This is a genomic window from Glaciihabitans sp. GrIS 2.15 (assembly GCF_035984695.1).
GTDB lineage: Bacteria > Actinomycetota > Actinomycetes > Actinomycetales > Microbacteriaceae > Lacisediminihabitans.
Genome location: NZ_JAXCHU010000001.1, coordinates 451614 through 465605 on the forward strand (window position 1 = coordinate 451614; position 13992 = coordinate 465605).

General features: G+C 64.6%; 13 protein-coding genes, 1 tRNA gene and 1 pseudogene. 13 read left to right on the top strand and 2 right to left on the bottom strand.

Features of this window, described 5'->3' with window-relative positions:
* Window positions 1–63 precede the first annotated feature (63 nt).
* From dnaG to RCH11_RS02230, 12 genes and pseudogenes are all read left to right on the top strand, one after another.
* Window positions 64–1938, top strand: a complete 1875-nt coding sequence (dnaG, locus tag RCH11_RS02175) for a DNA primase (RefSeq protein WP_327055339.1) — start codon at window positions 64–66, stop codon at window positions 1936–1938.
* 456 nt (window positions 1939–2394) lie between these two features.
* Window positions 2395–2535 (top strand): annotated as a pseudogene (locus RCH11_RS18125) (ABC transporter ATP-binding protein); the annotation flags it as partial.
* Window positions 2536–2537: 2 nt separating this feature from the next.
* Window positions 2538–3401, top strand: coding sequence for a dipeptide/oligopeptide/nickel ABC transporter ATP-binding protein (locus RCH11_RS02185; protein ID WP_327055340.1), 864 nt, complete (start codon window positions 2538–2540; stop codon window positions 3399–3401).
* 29 nt (window positions 3402–3430) lie between these two features.
* Window positions 3431–4417: an NAD(P)-dependent oxidoreductase gene (locus tag RCH11_RS02190; RefSeq protein WP_327055341.1), complete on the top strand. Its 987-nt coding sequence runs from the start codon at window positions 3431–3433 to the stop codon at window positions 4415–4417.
* A complete protein-coding gene (locus RCH11_RS02195; RefSeq protein WP_327055342.1) occupies window positions 4414–5409 on the top strand; it encodes a lactonase family protein in 996 nt (331 codons plus the stop codon). Before RCH11_RS02190 ends, RCH11_RS02195 begins: the two co-directional genes overlap by 4 nt.
* A gap of 97 nt (window positions 5410–5506) precedes the next feature.
* A tRNA-Asn gene (locus tag RCH11_RS02200) sits at window positions 5507–5579 on the top strand.
* A 135-nt stretch (window positions 5580–5714) separates the two neighbouring features.
* Window positions 5715–7115 carry a sensor histidine kinase gene (locus tag RCH11_RS02205; RefSeq protein WP_327055343.1) on the top strand — a complete coding sequence of 467 codons (1401 nt, stop codon included), beginning with the start codon at window positions 5715–5717 and terminating at the stop codon, window positions 7113–7115.
* Window positions 7112–7777 carry a response regulator transcription factor gene (locus RCH11_RS02210; RefSeq protein ID WP_327055344.1) on the top strand — a complete coding sequence of 222 codons (666 nt, stop codon included), beginning with the start codon at window positions 7112–7114 and terminating at the stop codon, window positions 7775–7777. The genes RCH11_RS02205 and RCH11_RS02210 overlap by 4 nt, the downstream gene beginning before the upstream one ends.
* A 176-nt stretch (window positions 7778–7953) precedes the next feature.
* Complete coding sequence (locus tag RCH11_RS02215) at window positions 7954–8301, top strand: SHOCT domain-containing protein (RefSeq protein ID WP_327055345.1); 348 nt, start codon at window positions 7954–7956, stop codon at window positions 8299–8301.
* Between the two features lie 257 nt (window positions 8302–8558).
* Window positions 8559–9479, top strand: coding sequence for a sensor histidine kinase (locus RCH11_RS02220; RefSeq protein WP_327055346.1), 921 nt, complete (start codon window positions 8559–8561; stop codon window positions 9477–9479).
* Window positions 9466–10311 carry an AzlC family ABC transporter permease gene (locus RCH11_RS02225; protein ID WP_327055347.1) on the top strand — a complete coding sequence of 282 codons (846 nt, stop codon included), beginning with the start codon at window positions 9466–9468 and terminating at the stop codon, window positions 10309–10311. The genes RCH11_RS02220 and RCH11_RS02225 overlap by 14 nt, the downstream gene beginning before the upstream one ends.
* 180 nt (window positions 10312–10491) lie before the next feature.
* A complete protein-coding gene (locus RCH11_RS02230; RefSeq protein WP_327055348.1) occupies window positions 10492–10797 on the top strand; it encodes an AzlD domain-containing protein in 306 nt (101 codons plus the stop codon).
* 62 nt (window positions 10798–10859) lie between these two features.
* Here RCH11_RS02230 and RCH11_RS02235 read toward each other — a convergent pair whose 3' ends face one another.
* Window positions 10860–12296 (bottom strand): HNH endonuclease signature motif containing protein, encoded by a 1437-nt coding sequence (locus tag RCH11_RS02235; RefSeq protein WP_327055349.1) that lies wholly within the window; start codon window positions 12294–12296, stop codon window positions 10860–10862.
* A gap of 126 nt (window positions 12297–12422) precedes the next feature.
* On the bottom strand, window positions 12423–12989 hold the full coding sequence (def, locus tag RCH11_RS02240) for a peptide deformylase (protein WP_327055350.1): 567 nt from the start codon (window positions 12987–12989) through the stop codon (window positions 12423–12425).
* Window positions 12990–13029: 40 nt separating this feature from the next.
* On the opposite strand from def, the gene RCH11_RS02245 reads away from it, so the two are divergent.
* Window positions 13030–13971, top strand: coding sequence for a DMT family transporter (locus tag RCH11_RS02245; protein WP_327055351.1), 942 nt, complete (start codon window positions 13030–13032; stop codon window positions 13969–13971).
* The last annotated feature ends 21 nt before the right edge of the window (window positions 13972–13992 follow it).

The following is a 13992-nucleotide window of genomic DNA, read 5'->3' on the forward strand; positions in this document are numbered from 1 at the left end:
CACGGAGCCGCGCCACCGAGCCACGACAGCAGGTGCGTCGGCGGGCGACCGTAGAATCGTCAGGTGCCCGGCCTCATACGACGAAACGACATCGACGAGGTGCGATCGCGCATCAACATCGCCGACATCGTCGGAGACTACGTGACGCTCAAGGGCGCGGGCGTCGGTTCGCTCAAGGGCCTCTGCCCTTTCCACGACGAGCGCAGCCCGAGTTTTCATGTGCGTCCCCAGGTCGGTCGATACCACTGCTTCGGCTGCGGTGAAGACGGAGACGTCTTCAGCTTCCTGCAGAAGATGGATCACACGAGCTTCACCGAGGCGGTGGAGCGGATGGCGGCGCGGGTCGGCTACGAACTCCACTACGAAGACGGAGGCCAAGCCAACAGCGACCACGGCAACCGCGCCCGCATCCTCGCCGCCAACCAGGCCGCCGCCGAGTACTTCGTCGCTCAGCTCACCACCCCCGATGCCGAACCGGCGCGGGCGTTCCTCGGCCAGCGCGGTTTCGACCCGTCCGCAGCCCAGCGCTTCGGCGTCGGGTTCGCGCCGAAGGCCGGGCTGACGAAACACCTCAGGGCCCTCGGTTACAGCGAAGCAGAGCTCGTGGCATCCGGTCTCGTCGGCCAGGGCGACCGCGGCACCTACGACCGCTTCCGAGGGCGGCTGGTCTGGCCGATCCGCGATGTCACCGGGCAGACCCTCGGCTTCGGCGCCCGCAAGCTGTTGGATGACGACCAGGGCCCCAAATACCTCAACACCCCCGAGACTGCCGTTTATCACAAGTCGCAGGTGCTCTACGGGCTCGACCTCGCCAAGCGGGAGATCTCCCGCGGCCGACAGGTCGTGGTCGTCGAGGGGTACACCGATGTGATGGCCTGCCACCTCGCCGGCGTCACCACCGCGGTCGCCACCTGTGGAACCGCCTTCGGCGTCGACCACATCAAGGTCGTGCGTCGCGTGCTCGGCGATGTCGAAAACTCCGATACGACCGGCACCGGCGAGGTTGTCTTCACTTTCGACCCGGATGAGGCTGGCCAGAAAGCGGCGAGCCGCGCTTTCACCGAGGAGCAGCGCTTTGCCGCACAGACCTTCGTGGCAGTTGCTCCCGATGGGCTCGACCCCTGCGACCTGCGACTCGAGCGCGGCGACGACGCCGTGCGGCGCCTCATCCAGTCAAAGAAGCCGATGTTTGAATTCATGATCCGCCGTGTGCTTGCCGGGCACAACCTCGACACTGTCGAGGGCCGGGTCGCCGCGTTGCGGGCATCCGCACCGGTTGTGGCCGGTATCCGCGACCAGGCCCTCAACGTCGGCTACGTGCGCAATCTCGCTGGCTGGCTCGGCATGGACCCCGAAGAGGTAACACGGGCGGTCAGAGCCGTCCGCGCCCGCACGCCCGAAATCGCACGGGAGGTGCGCACATTCGGCGAGCCGGAGACTCCGGTTCCCGCCGTTGAGCAGGGGCCGTCCCTCGTGCACCTGCCGATCGATCCGTCGACCCGCCTGGAACGGGATGCCCTCATGGCCATGCTGCAGCAGCCAGCACTCATCGGCCGCGGTCTGCTGGAGCGCGCGAGCCAGGTCGACTTCGCGAACGCCTCTCTCGCTGTTGTGCGCGACGGTGTGATGGCGAGCATGGACGATTTCGACTCCGTCGGCTGGCTGGCCCGCGTGATCGACGAGGTGCCCGCTCCGTTCGCGATGCTCGTGAAAGAACTGGGACTCGCCCCTCTCCCCGAGCGCGAGAACCGCGAGCTCACCCTGTACTGCCAGGCCGTCACCACCGACCTGATCGCGCGCGACCTGTTGCGCCGCAAGGCCGAACTGCTCGGCCAGTCCCAGCGTACGGATGCGGCGGCCGAGCCGGAGAAATATCGTGCCCTCCAGGTCGAACTGGTGCGCATCGAGGCCGAACGCCGGGCGCTTCGTTCCGAATAGGTCATTTGTGCGAGCAAGGACAGATAAAGTAGGCAGCCCGAGCGCTTTCGTGTCATCCTCGCGTTTTCCTCGACAGAGAGGCACACGGATATGACATCCGTATCCACGGTTCGCAAGCGGTCGCTTGCCGTGCTGGGAGGCCCCGTGAGCACGATGCCGGCCGTGTCCGGCTGTGACGCTGGCGGCAGATCAATCAACGGCGATTTAACCCTGACAACACTCACGGTCCGCGTCATCGATGAGATGACCTCGCTCAATCGGGCTGAAACGTTAGACAACGGCCCCTCCTCCATCGCAGATTCAGCGAAGGTCGCCTCCCCGACTCAGTTCATCGTGGTGCTGAAGAAGGGGCTCACCTCTGCCAACGACGACAGGCTCACCCCTTCCGATGTGACTTTTCCGTTCGATCGCCAGGCACTGATCGCTGACCAGAATGGCCCGTCGAGACTGCGTTACGAAGAGGGCAGCGGAGCAGAAGTGCTCGGTGCTCCGAAGCATCCGTATACCCGCCGACTGATCGCATCACTGCCGGTGCCGAACCCGGCCGAGCAGGCGACCCGCCGCGAAGAACTGCGGATGCTCCGCGCCGAGGCGTGACCGTGACCTCAGCGAATTCGGCAGACCTCGTTATCTCCGCCCGGGATGTCTCGATGATGTATCGATCAAATCATGCACGCCCGTATCTGGCGGTTCGTGGAGTTAGTTTTGAGGTGGCTGCGGGGGACCTGCTCGGTATCACGGGGGAGTCGGGGTCAGGAAAGTCCACACTTGCACTCGCGATCGCCGGCCTCGCCGGAAGTGGGGGCGAGGCGATACCCCGTATCTGTGGTGGACAGCTCGAGGTGCTCGGCACGCGCGTGCGCCGTATCGGGCGCCGCAGCCGCGATCGACTCACCCTACGGGTGGGGTTCCTGAGGCAGGATGCCGCCGAACGGCTCAGCCCGCTGCTCACGGTTGCCGAGAATGTGGCTGAGCCGATCTACCAGCGTGACCGCCGGTTCAGCGTGAGCGAGGCAGCGGATGCCGTGGCGACCGTCATCGATGCGGTGCGCCTGCCTCTCAGCCTGATGAATCGGCTGCCCTACCAACTGAGCAGTGGTCAGCGCCAGCGCGTGGCTCTCGCGCGGGCTCTCGTGCTCGAACCGACCCTCCTGGTGGCCGACGAGCCCACCCGGGGTGTCGACGCGACAGTGCGCGACGGGGTGCTCGAAGCAATTCGAGACCTGCAGAGAGATCGCGGAATCACGGCGGTCGTTATCAGCAGCGACCTCGCGGTATTGACACGAATCGCGCCGAGGATCGCGGTGATGCAACAGGGAATCATCGTGGGTCTCGGAGACATCGATTCGCTCACGAGGGCACCGGAAAACGACTATCTCAAGGGCCTGGCGCGCTCGCGCGCTGCGCTGGGCGATACTCCCAACCGGACGAGTCGACTGCCGGGATCGGACCACACCCCGTGACAACTCCGCAGCACCGAGGTGTCAACGCTGTGATCGCGAACACACTCAGCGCGGATCGGCGACCCCGTCGCGGACCGATCACGATCGTTCCGGCCACCGCCACGCACACCGCGTCCGAAGCGGATTTTGTCGAGGCGGTTCTCTCGAGCGGGGCGGAACTCGCAGCGTTCGGTCCGCGAACTCGCGGTCTCATCTGGCTCTCCTACGGTGGGGCTGATGCGCTCGCGGCCACTCTCGAGTCGCACCCGTCGATTGACTGGGTGCAGCTTCCCTATGCCGGCGTCGACGCATTCGCCGGACTGCTGGCGTCCTATGCGGATCGCCCGCTGCCGCTCTGGACGAGCGCGAAAGGCGCCTACTCCCAGCCTGTTGCCGAGCACGCCCTCACTTTGACACTTGCTCTGCTTCGAGTGATCCCCGAGCGGGCTCGGGCAACGAGCTGGCCGATGGGACCCAAGACGGGCTCATCGCTTTTCGGGGTCTCGATTGTGATTGTGGGAGCTGGCGGCATCGCGGTGGAACTCATTCGCCTGCTCGAGCCGTTCGGAGCGCATGTCACGATCGTGCGTCGGAGTGCCAGCGAAGTCGCCGGTGCAGAGCGGACTGTCACCTCTGACCGACTGCGAGAGGTGCTGCCGGACGCCGACGTGGTGGTGATCGCCGCGGCATCCACGGCGGGCACCCGTCGCATGTTCAGCAGCACGGAATTCGCGGTGATGAAGCGGTCGTCCGTGCTCGTGAACATCGCGCGCGGTGACCTTGTCGACTCTGATGCCCTGGTCGCGGCGCTCGCGACGGGAGAGATCGCGGGTGCGGGCCTCGACGTCACCGATCCGGAGCCGCTGCCGGATGGCCATCCGCTCTGGACGGCGCCGAACATCCTCATCACTCCGCACAGTGCGGACACGCCAGCGATGACCGCGCCACTGCTCGCCGATCGTATTCGCGACAACGTTGCCGCTTTCGTCGGCGACGGTCGTTTCATCGGGGTCGTCGACCCTCGAGCGGGCTATTGACCACCGTCGATATCTGGGTCGGTGGCTATACAGCCACGATGGGCGGCGATGCCGTTGGCATCGGGCTGCTCCGCTGGAATCCGGATGGCGCGGGTCTCGAGGTTCTCGATACGACACCGACCTCCTCACCCTCGTTCCTTGCCGCCGGATCGGACGGAGTGCTCTACGCGACGGACGAGGCCGGGCGTATCGAGGCATTCCGTCCGGGACCCCGTCGCACCCTTGAACCGCTCGGTGGCCAACCGACAAGCGGCGGGTCACCCTGTCACGTGAGCGTCACTCGGGACCGGCTGTTTGTGTCGAACTATCTCGACGGCTCGATCGATGTCTTTCCGCTTGCTGTCGATGGCAGGGTCGATTCGCTCATTCAGACACTCCCGTCGCAGGGGAGTGGTCCGAATCCCGTGCAGCAGGGTCCGCACGCCCACTCGACCCTCCTGTGTGGCACGACTCTCCTGAGCGCAGACCTCGGAGCCGATCGGGTGCACGTGCACACGCTGGAGCATGGGCGACTCGTGCGCACGGCATCCGTTGCTCTTCTCCCCGGCACCGGGCCGCGAGACCTGATTGCGCACGCGGGTCGCTCGATCCTGCTCGGTGAATTGGATGGCGGCGTGTTTGCCCTCGACGAGCGTGGGCGGATCACTGCCGCGGGCAGTGTCTCCGAAGTCTGGGTCGAGGGAGATCACGCCGCGGGATTCGCGATCGCCACCTCGGGCAGATTCCTCTACACGGGACTTCGTGGTTCCAACCGCATCGCCGTGTTCCGAGCGGCTGACCTGAGCCCGGTTGCGACTGTCTCCTGCGGCGGGGACTGGCCGCGGCACCTGTGTCTGATCAACGGGGGTGACACAGGGGACGTGCTTTTTGTGGCCAATCAGCTCTCGTCCACGGTGGCGGTGTTCGGGCTCGACCCGAGCACAGGAATTCCGTTCCCGCTCGGCTCACCGGTGAATGTTGCATCGCCGACCTTCCTGTTGCCGGTAACATAGGCACGTCGATTCAGCGGTGAGCACTGCACCAGACCGATCGCATGCGTGATTTGCTGCACTGCGTTCCTTTGGTAAACTGATGAAGCTGTTTCAGCAATCCTCGATAGCTCAATTGGCAGAGCATCGCACTGTTAATGCGGCGGTTCTTGGTTCGAGTCCAAGTCGGGGAGCTCGATTGCCGCACGGGGCTCCACCCCCTGCGGCTTTCGTCGTTAACGCCTGTGTCTGGGTGTACTCCCGGAGGAGTAACCTGCCGCCTTCGCGGAGCGGATGCCGGGGGCAAGACCCGCAACTACGATCGACCCATGCCCGATCACCCTCGTTTCCCCAGCGCCCGCTGGGCGAAGGGGAAAACAGTGCGTTCCGGCGAGCGCGCCCTCAAGCGCCGACACGATCCGTGGCATGACATGGAGACCTGGCATACCCAGCGTCAAGTCTCCAGCGGCTCGCGACGGATTCGGCTGATTATCCCTGTAATCGTGTCCCTCTTCGTTCAGATTCCGGCGGTGTTCTTCCGTTTTCGGCCGGGAACCGGGCTCGTTCACTCCGGTGTCTGGACAGACCCGAAGCTGCTGGAAGTCAGTCTCACTCTTTCGCTCCTCGGCCCCCTCGCACTTCTCGCCGCTCGTCGGTTCCCGGCTGCCGTCGTCGCGATCACCGCCGCGGCGGGCGGGGCCGATCTCCTCTGGCTGAATAACTCGGATCATCCGCCCTATGTCGCCCTGGCGTTCGCCATCGTGTCTGCAGTCATGCGGGGTGCCCGGATCTGGGCCTGGATTTCGGTGGGCACAGCGTGGATACTCACGCTCGCGACCGCGCTCGCGCTGGGAATCGATGTGTCACCGCCACGAATCGCGGCGGTGACTCTCGGCATCCTGATCGTGCTGGGCGTGGGGGAGGGGCTGCGCACGCGGCGAGAGCAGTTTGCCGAGATATCCCGTCGGATCGCCGAGCGCAAGCAATCCGAGGTGCAGGCCGAACGCGTGCGGATCGCCCGCGAGCTACATGACGTGCTCGCCCATTCGCTCAGCCAGATCAATGTGCAGGCCGGTGTGGGACTGCATCTGATGGATAAGCAGCCGGAGAAGGCCAAGGCGGCCCTTGCGAGCATCAAAGAATCGAGCAAGACCGCCCTCGACGAGGTGCGTTCGGTGCTCGGGATCCTCCGAGCCGAGGGAGGGGCCGACCCCAGCGCTCCTCTCGTGCCAGAGCCAAATCTCTCTCGGCTCACCGGGCTCGCGGCGTCGATCTCTTCCCAGGGCATCGCGGTCGACGTGCGCAACATGATCGAGACCCTGCCGAGTGCGGCCGTGCAGCTTGCGCTTTATCGCATCGCCCAGGAATCGCTCACCAATGTCGTGCGCCATGCGAAGGCGACCGCCGTGAGCGTGGTCGCCCGCGACTACGAGGGCGGCTACCTCCTCGAGATCACCGACAACGGCATCGGAACTCCACCGCGGCAGGACTCCGGCGGTCGCGGCCTCCTCGGCATGCACGAGAGGGCGGACCTACTCGGTGGCAGCCTCACGGCCGGGCCAGGCGAAGCGGGCGGATTCTGCGTTTCCGCGCGCATTCCGCATGGCGCTGTTTCGACCGCTTTCCTGGCCGGTGCGCCGGATCCCCTCGCATCCGAGGAGCCTTCCCCGGCGGGCGTCCCTGCGGAGCCCACTTCTCCCACTCGCCCGACATCGAAGGACTCCGCATGATCCGCGTCGCAATCGCCGACGACCAGCAACTCATCCGTGGCGGATTCCGGTCCCTCCTCGAGGCGGAAGCGGATCTTGACGTCGTGGGCGAGGCCGGCACTGGCGCCGAAGCGGTCGCGCTCGTCACTCGGGAAAAGCCGGATGTCGTGCTCATGGATATTCGCATGCCCGATGGCGACGGTCTCTGGGCGACCGAACAGATCGTGGCGAACCCGGCGCTTGCGGGCACGCACATCGTGATCGTGACGACCTTCGAACTCGACGAGTATGTTGCACGGGCGATCCGCGCGGGCGCAAGCGGGTTTCTCGTGAAAGACACGGAACCCGAGGAGTTGATCCGTGCCGTTCGGGTGGTTGCGGGCGGAGAGGCCCTCCTCTCGCCCGGGGTCACCAAGCGGCTGCTCGAGCGCGTCGCCGGTTCGCTCAAAGAGGCGCCCGACACCTCCCAGCTTGCCGTCCTCACCGAGCGTGAGCGTGAGGTGCTCGGCCTCGTGGGGCACGGACTCACCAATGATGAAATCGGCCGCCACCTCTTCCTCAGCCCGCTCACGGCGAAGACCCATGTCTCACGCATCATGTCAAAGCTTCTCGCGCGGGACAGGGTGCAGCTCGTGGTGGTGGCCTATGAGACCGGTCTCGTGCGCGCGGGGTACCAGGAGTAATCCCACCGCCGGTGCTGCCTCTGCTTCCCGGAGTAGCCAGGGGTCAGCGTGTGCTCCCCGCGTTGTAATGAACAGCATCCACGGGGCAGATTCGCTTCGCCGTTGGGGCGACGAGTGTTTTCGATAACGGTTCCACCGGCTTCCGCCACAGGGACCCCCACAGAAACGGACACATCGTGCTCGCAACACTCGCTCTCCACGGCACCGCAGCCCATTTGGTCGGACTCTGGGTCGGCGGCGTCGGATTCTTCTTCCTGCTCATCCCGCTCTTCTGGGTCGCGCTCTTCGCGATCGTGATCTCGGTCGCCCGCCGGCGTCGTTCCTCATGGTTCGCGCAGAACGGAGGATACTTTCACCCCGGCTTCGTCGGCGGTGTCGGTGGCGGCAACTGGGGTGGTCCGTCCCGCGCAGCAGAGTTGACCCTTGCCGAGCGATTTGCGCGGGGTGACATCGATGAGAAGGACTATCGTGCGCGTCTCGACGTTCTACAGGCGAACGCCCGGCCGCAGCCGCCCGTGACGTAGCTTCTGGCCCGCTCGCTATGGGTTCGACAACTCATGGGTTCGACAACTCATGGGTTCGACAACTCATGGGTTCGACAACTGTTGGGTTCGACGGCTATGTGGCCCGATAGTTCCCGAGCGGCTGATGGTGCGAATCGGGGCAGCACGTCGCTGCCCCCGGTTCGCGATAACCTCAAGGTGTCAGCAGGTCGTTGTCAGCAGGTCGTTGTCAGCAGGTCGTTGTCAGCCAGGTCGTTGTCAGCCAGAGGGGGAACAGAGTGAACATCTGGCTGCAGCAGCATTCGATGCTGGTGATAATCCTTCTCAGCGCAACATCCGCGATTTTTTTCGTGCTTTCGATCGTCTTTCTCGTGCTTTGGATCCGTGCTGCCCGTGAGCGGCGACGCCAGTACTTCACCCGGGTGGATGCCGAGCGTGACAACCTCGATCTCGAAGCCTCTCTTCAGGAACAACTCGGCAAGCTGCGCATTGTTCGCGAACTGCACGAGGTGGCGGTGCACTCCGTCTCGACGATTGTCAGCCAGGCCGATGGAGCGCAGTATGCCGCCACCGCGGATGCCGGAGCCGCCGTGCGCGCTTCAGCCACGATCGCCGAGGCCGCTCGCTCGACGCTCGCGGACCTGCGCCGGGTGATGACCATCGTCGGCGGTCCGGTCGACGACACGTTGCCGCATCCCCGTACCGACATGACCCGCGAGCTTTTCGACGTGATGAGGGATGCGGGCCTCGAGATCACCTTCTCCGAGAATGGCGAGCCCTTCATTCTCGGGGATGGCCCGCAGCTCGCGGTATTCCGCATTGTGCAGGAGTCGCTGTCCAATGCGCTCAAATATGGTGGAGCCGGCACGCGAGTGCGCATCACCTCAACTTGGACTGATGAGGGGCTCCAGGTGGTGATCGATGACGACGGGGTGCGCGCGGCCGCTCGTCGTGAGGGACTCGACCCCGACAAACTCGCGCAGAGTCGCACTTACACCTTCCAGGATGACTTGGATGCCCTCACCGAGGTCGTAGTCGGCCCCGGGATGAGCGAGATGCGCGAGCGCGCCGCCCTGTACCGGGGCATCCTCAACGCCAAGATGCTGCCCGGTGTTGGCTTCACTGTGTCGGCGGTATTCCCGTCGATCCGCTATGACAACGGCGTGCACGGAGTGAATCTGCGCGATGGCCAGGACTGAACCCGGCCCCTCCGAAGACGATCAGGCGGCCGACGATCAGGCAGCCGACGATCAAGCAGCCGACGATCAGGCGGCCGACGATCAAGCAGCCGACGATCAGGCAGTCTCGCGCGCGTCCCGCTGGAACACGGATGACCTCGCCACCGCTCGTAAGGGCGTGGCCGTGGGGCTCGCCGCGGCCGCCTACGGTATCTCCTATGGGGCTTTGGCAGTTGCTGCCGGACTTGATGTCTGGCAGACCTGCGTGATGAGCCTGTTGATGTTCACCGGAGGCTCGCAGTTCGCTCTGATCGGGGTTATCGCCACCGGGGGAGTGGCAGCCGGGCCAGCAGCCATCGCGAGTGCCGCCATCCTCGGTATTCGCAACGGTATCTACGGCATCCGCGTCGCTCCCATCATCGGCGCCGGCCGGTGGCGCCGATTCGCTGCGGCCTGGGTAACCATCGACGAGTCCTCCGCAGTTGCCACCAGCCAGCCAACGCTTCGCAGCCAGCGCCTGGGCTTCTGGGTGACTGCACTTTCAGTTTTCATTGGCTGGAACCTCACCTCGCTCCTCGGTGCGCTCATCGGCAATGCCCTGGGCGATGTGCGCGTGTACGGTTTGGATGCCGCCGCCGCCGCTGCCTTCCTCGGCCTGCTGTGGCCCCGCCTGCGCCAATTGCAGGCGATCGCAGTCGCCGCCGCCGCCGCTGTGATCGCCGCGGCAACCACTCCGGTGTTGATTCCTGGATTGCCGGTTCTCGTTGCGGGAATCGTCGCGGTAATCGTGGGCGGGTTCAACTGGTTCGGCAGTCCGAGTCCCCAACTTGATCCCCCGGGAATTCCGACGTGACCCTGTTCCCTCCTGCCCGAGTGCAGCGCATGACAAAATTCGCTCATGGCCGGCGCCCTCTCACGGCCGTGCCCTCTCGTGACCGGCGCCCTCTCGTGACCGGCGCACTCTCATGACAGGCGCACTCTCATGACAGGCGCACTCTCATGACAGGCGCACTCTCATGACAGGCGCACTCTCATGACACTGTGGCTCATCGTGATCATCGCGTCCTTGGCGTGTCTGTCGCTCAAGATCGCCGGGTACCTTGTGCCTGCTTCCCTCCTCGAGAAGCCCGCCCCGGCCCGGATCGCCAACCTGCTAACTGTTGCCCTACTCGCCGCACTGATCGCGGTGCAGACCCTTGGCTCAGGAAACCGCATCGTCATCGATGCGCGACTTCCCGCGCTGGCCGTAGCTGCTGTACTGCTCGCGCTGCGAGTGCCGTTTATCGTCGTCGTGATCGCGGCGGCAGCGGTGGCCGCCCTCATCCGAGCAGTCTTCTAGCGCGGAAAACCCCGTTCGGCAATACACAGCCCACAGCCCACACCCCGTCGCCCACACCCCGCCTAGGCACTGAGCAGTCTCAGATCGCGAAGGGCGGCACTCTTCGAGGGCATGAGACGTGGCCGCTGTTCCGCATCAACCTCTCGGGGCGGAATCAGCCAGAATCCCGCGTCATCCCGCACGATCTCCCAGCCGTTGTTGTGAACAAGCAGGTGGTGATACCGGCACAACAGCACTCCATCCAGGATGTTGGTCTCGCCGTGATCCCGTTTCCAATGTTGTGCATGATGCGCCTCGCACCAACGAGGTGGCCGATCACAGTCCCCGAACATGCACCCGCCCTGCGCGGCGGCGAGCGCAATCCGTTGTCGGTGTGAATAGAGTCGCTGCTCGCGGCCAAGGTCGAGGGGGCGACCTGATTCGTCGAAATCGAGCTGCACCGTGCCGGATTCGCAGGCAACGCGTTCTACAGTCTGAAGGGAAATCGGAATATCGCATCCTTCGATACGTCCATGACCCTGCTTGGCCTCGAGGGCCGCCCTGGTGACCAGAACCCGCACCGATGGCTGTCGAGAGCCGACGATTCGCCTGCTCTCACCGGTCTCCGCGCTCACTGCAATCCGAAGCAATTGCGTAAAAGAATCGTGCACATACTGGTCCGTGGTGCGCTCATCGGAAGAGATCCCCTCGGCCCAGGCCTTGTCGGCGTCATCGACGAAGCGCACGCCTCCACGGCGGGGCGACGTGAGCGAGTCGTAGACGTCGTCCCAGAAGGCGGCGGACTCGATATCCGGGTCGATTATGTACCGCGGGAGCCCATTGGGCCGCCGTGTGCGGCGCACAGACCGCTCCTCGAACGCCGCCCGCTCGCGATCAGCGATGCCGGCCTCGTCTAGATCGTCTCGTGCGCGGCGAGCACGGCGCAACAACTCGTCCGCATCGACCTGTGCTGCCTCGATCACAAGGAGGTGGGCAGCGCTCAGAAGATCATCAGGGGTCACCGCACCAGTACGTTCGGATGGTGAGCCGAGCCCGCTGCGGATCGCACGAGCGGCATCCACCGAGAGGCTTCCCGCCGCGACAGCCGCGCCGACCTCCCGAAACCATGGTTCGGCACTCGACACAGCCCCAACGTCTCCGGAGTCACGTGCCATCGTGCCCACCTGAACGAGGGCGGACGCATTGTGCGCCGTCGACTTGGTCTCGTGGCGAATTAGGGCCTCAGCAGTTCGAAAACCCTCTCGTTGGGCGAGCCCGGCATAACCGAGCCCGGGCCGGGACCGATGACCGATCTCGCCCGCAACAACCGCAGCGCTGGCCCCGATTCCGCGGGCGAGGTCAGAAAGCTCGCGTTGGATGCGGAGCAAATCGGAGTCGGAAAGAGTATTCACCAATCGAGAGCATCCCGCCACGAGACTAAGCGCTCGACGCGCGCCAACAAGCGATGCGTCGAATGACTCCTCCGGGGAGTGTTCGAACAAAGCTTCGTTTAATGGCATACCTCGAGTGTTTCAGAGTCGAATACAGATCGAAAGCCCTCTGTCGAATCTGTGGACAAGGAGTTGGTCGGGACGGTGTGGAGGAGAAGTCGGGTTCACACGAGAGCAGAGGCCACCGCGACACCCCTATCCCTCGAGGTCGTCGATCCCCGGCGTCCAGCTCAACCCTGGCTCGCCCCAGCCACTCTTCTTCACCGCCTTGGCGGCCGCCTTGCCTGCCGCATGGTCGAGACGGTCCACGTAAAGCACGCCCTCGAGATGGTCGTATTCGTGCTGGAAGATACGGGCGAGCCATCCTTCCGCTCGAATCTCGAAGGGCTTCTGGTCGAGATCGACAGCCGTGAGGATGGCGAGTTCCGATCGCCGGAGCGGATACCGCTCGCCGGGCACCGAGAGGCAACCTTCGGATTCCTTTTCTTCATCTGCCGGTCCAATTGGCACCGGGCTCACCCACAGGATGGGGTTGATCGCGACGCCGCGCCAGACGGTGTCGTCATCATCGGTCCAGTTGAATACGAAGAGGCGAAGCGGGATGTCGACCTGCGGCGCCGCGAGCCCCACGCCCGGTGCGGCTTCCATCGTCTCGAACATGTCGGCGACAAGGGTCGCCAGAGTGAGATCGAAGGAAGTGACTTCAGATGCGCGGGCATGGAGCACGGGATTGCCCGTGATTTGAATCGGGAGGACGGCCATTCGCCAAGAATATCGGAGCGCCAGCGGGTAAGGTCATGCCGTGACACCAGACCTCAGTGCCATCTCGGACCAGATCTCCCTCACCCCATCCGCCTATATCGGCATTCCGATTGCGTTGGTGGGGGCAGTTTTTCTCGCCTTGGGCGCGCAGTTCCAGCACCGCGGCGTGACCAAGGTCGACGGCCTGACAACGGAGTCGTCTACAGCAGGTCTGAATCTCGGCCAGCTCCTGCTCCTTCTGCGCCGGCCCTCGTGGGTGATCGGCACCCTGATGCTCGGCCTCGCGGTCGTTTTCCAGCTCACTGCCCTGATTTTCGCGCCGCTCATCGTTGTTCAACCCCTGGGAGCGATCGCGCTGATAATCACCGCGATCGTCAATGCGCGGGTTTCGGGTGCGAAGTTGAAGCAGGATGCGATCCGGCCCATAATTTTCTGCGTCGGGGGTGTCGCGCTGTTCGTCACCTTCGCCACGATCTTTGCCCGGTCGAAGGAGATCACCCAGACCGAGCTCGTGACCGTGCTCGTGCTGCTCGGCGTCGTCACTGTCGCATTCGCGCTGCTGTTCGCCTTTCTGCGCAACAAATTCGGTGCGCTCATCTACATCGTCGGCGCCGGCGTTCTCTACGGATTCGTCGCCACTCTCGCCAAAGTCGTCATTGACCGGGTGCACACGATCATCATCAACGGCGCCCAAGGATTCGAGTGGCTCACCATCGCCTGCGTCGTGGCCCTTCTCGCGGCTACGGTACTCGGCGGCTACTTTGTGCAGACCGCGTATTCCTCCGGCCCTCCGGATCTGGTGATCGCCGGACTCACCGTGATCGACCCGATCGTCGCGGTCTCGATCGGCATCATCGTGCTGCAGGAAGCGTCCACCGCACCCTGGTTCGCGATCCTCGCCTTTGTTGTGGCGGGAGCGCTCGCCGTATACGGTGTGGTGCAACTGTCGAAGCGACAGCCCGAAGCCGCCGCTAGGCTGTGACCGATGGTTTCAACTGCAAGG

Excerpts from the sequence above, each read along its gene's own strand:
- RCH11_RS02210 (WP_327055344.1), top strand. The coding sequence starts at position 7,112 with ATGATCCGCGTCGCAATCGCCGACGACCAGCAACTCATCCGTGGCGGA.
- RCH11_RS02205 (WP_327055343.1), top strand. The coding sequence starts at position 5,715 with ATGCCCGATCACCCTCGTTTCCCCAGCGCCCGCTGGGCGAAGGGGAAA.
- def (WP_327055350.1), bottom strand. The coding sequence starts at position 12,989 with ATGGCCGTCCTCCCGATTCAAATCACGGGCAATCCCGTGCTCCATGCC.
- RCH11_RS02225 (WP_327055347.1), top strand. The coding sequence starts at position 9,466 with ATGGCCAGGACTGAACCCGGCCCCTCCGAAGACGATCAGGCGGCCGAC.
- RCH11_RS02230 (WP_327055348.1), top strand. The coding sequence starts at position 10,492 with ATGACACTGTGGCTCATCGTGATCATCGCGTCCTTGGCGTGTCTGTCG.
- RCH11_RS02235 (WP_327055349.1), bottom strand. The coding sequence starts at position 12,296 with ATGCCATTAAACGAAGCTTTGTTCGAACACTCCCCGGAGGAGTCATTC.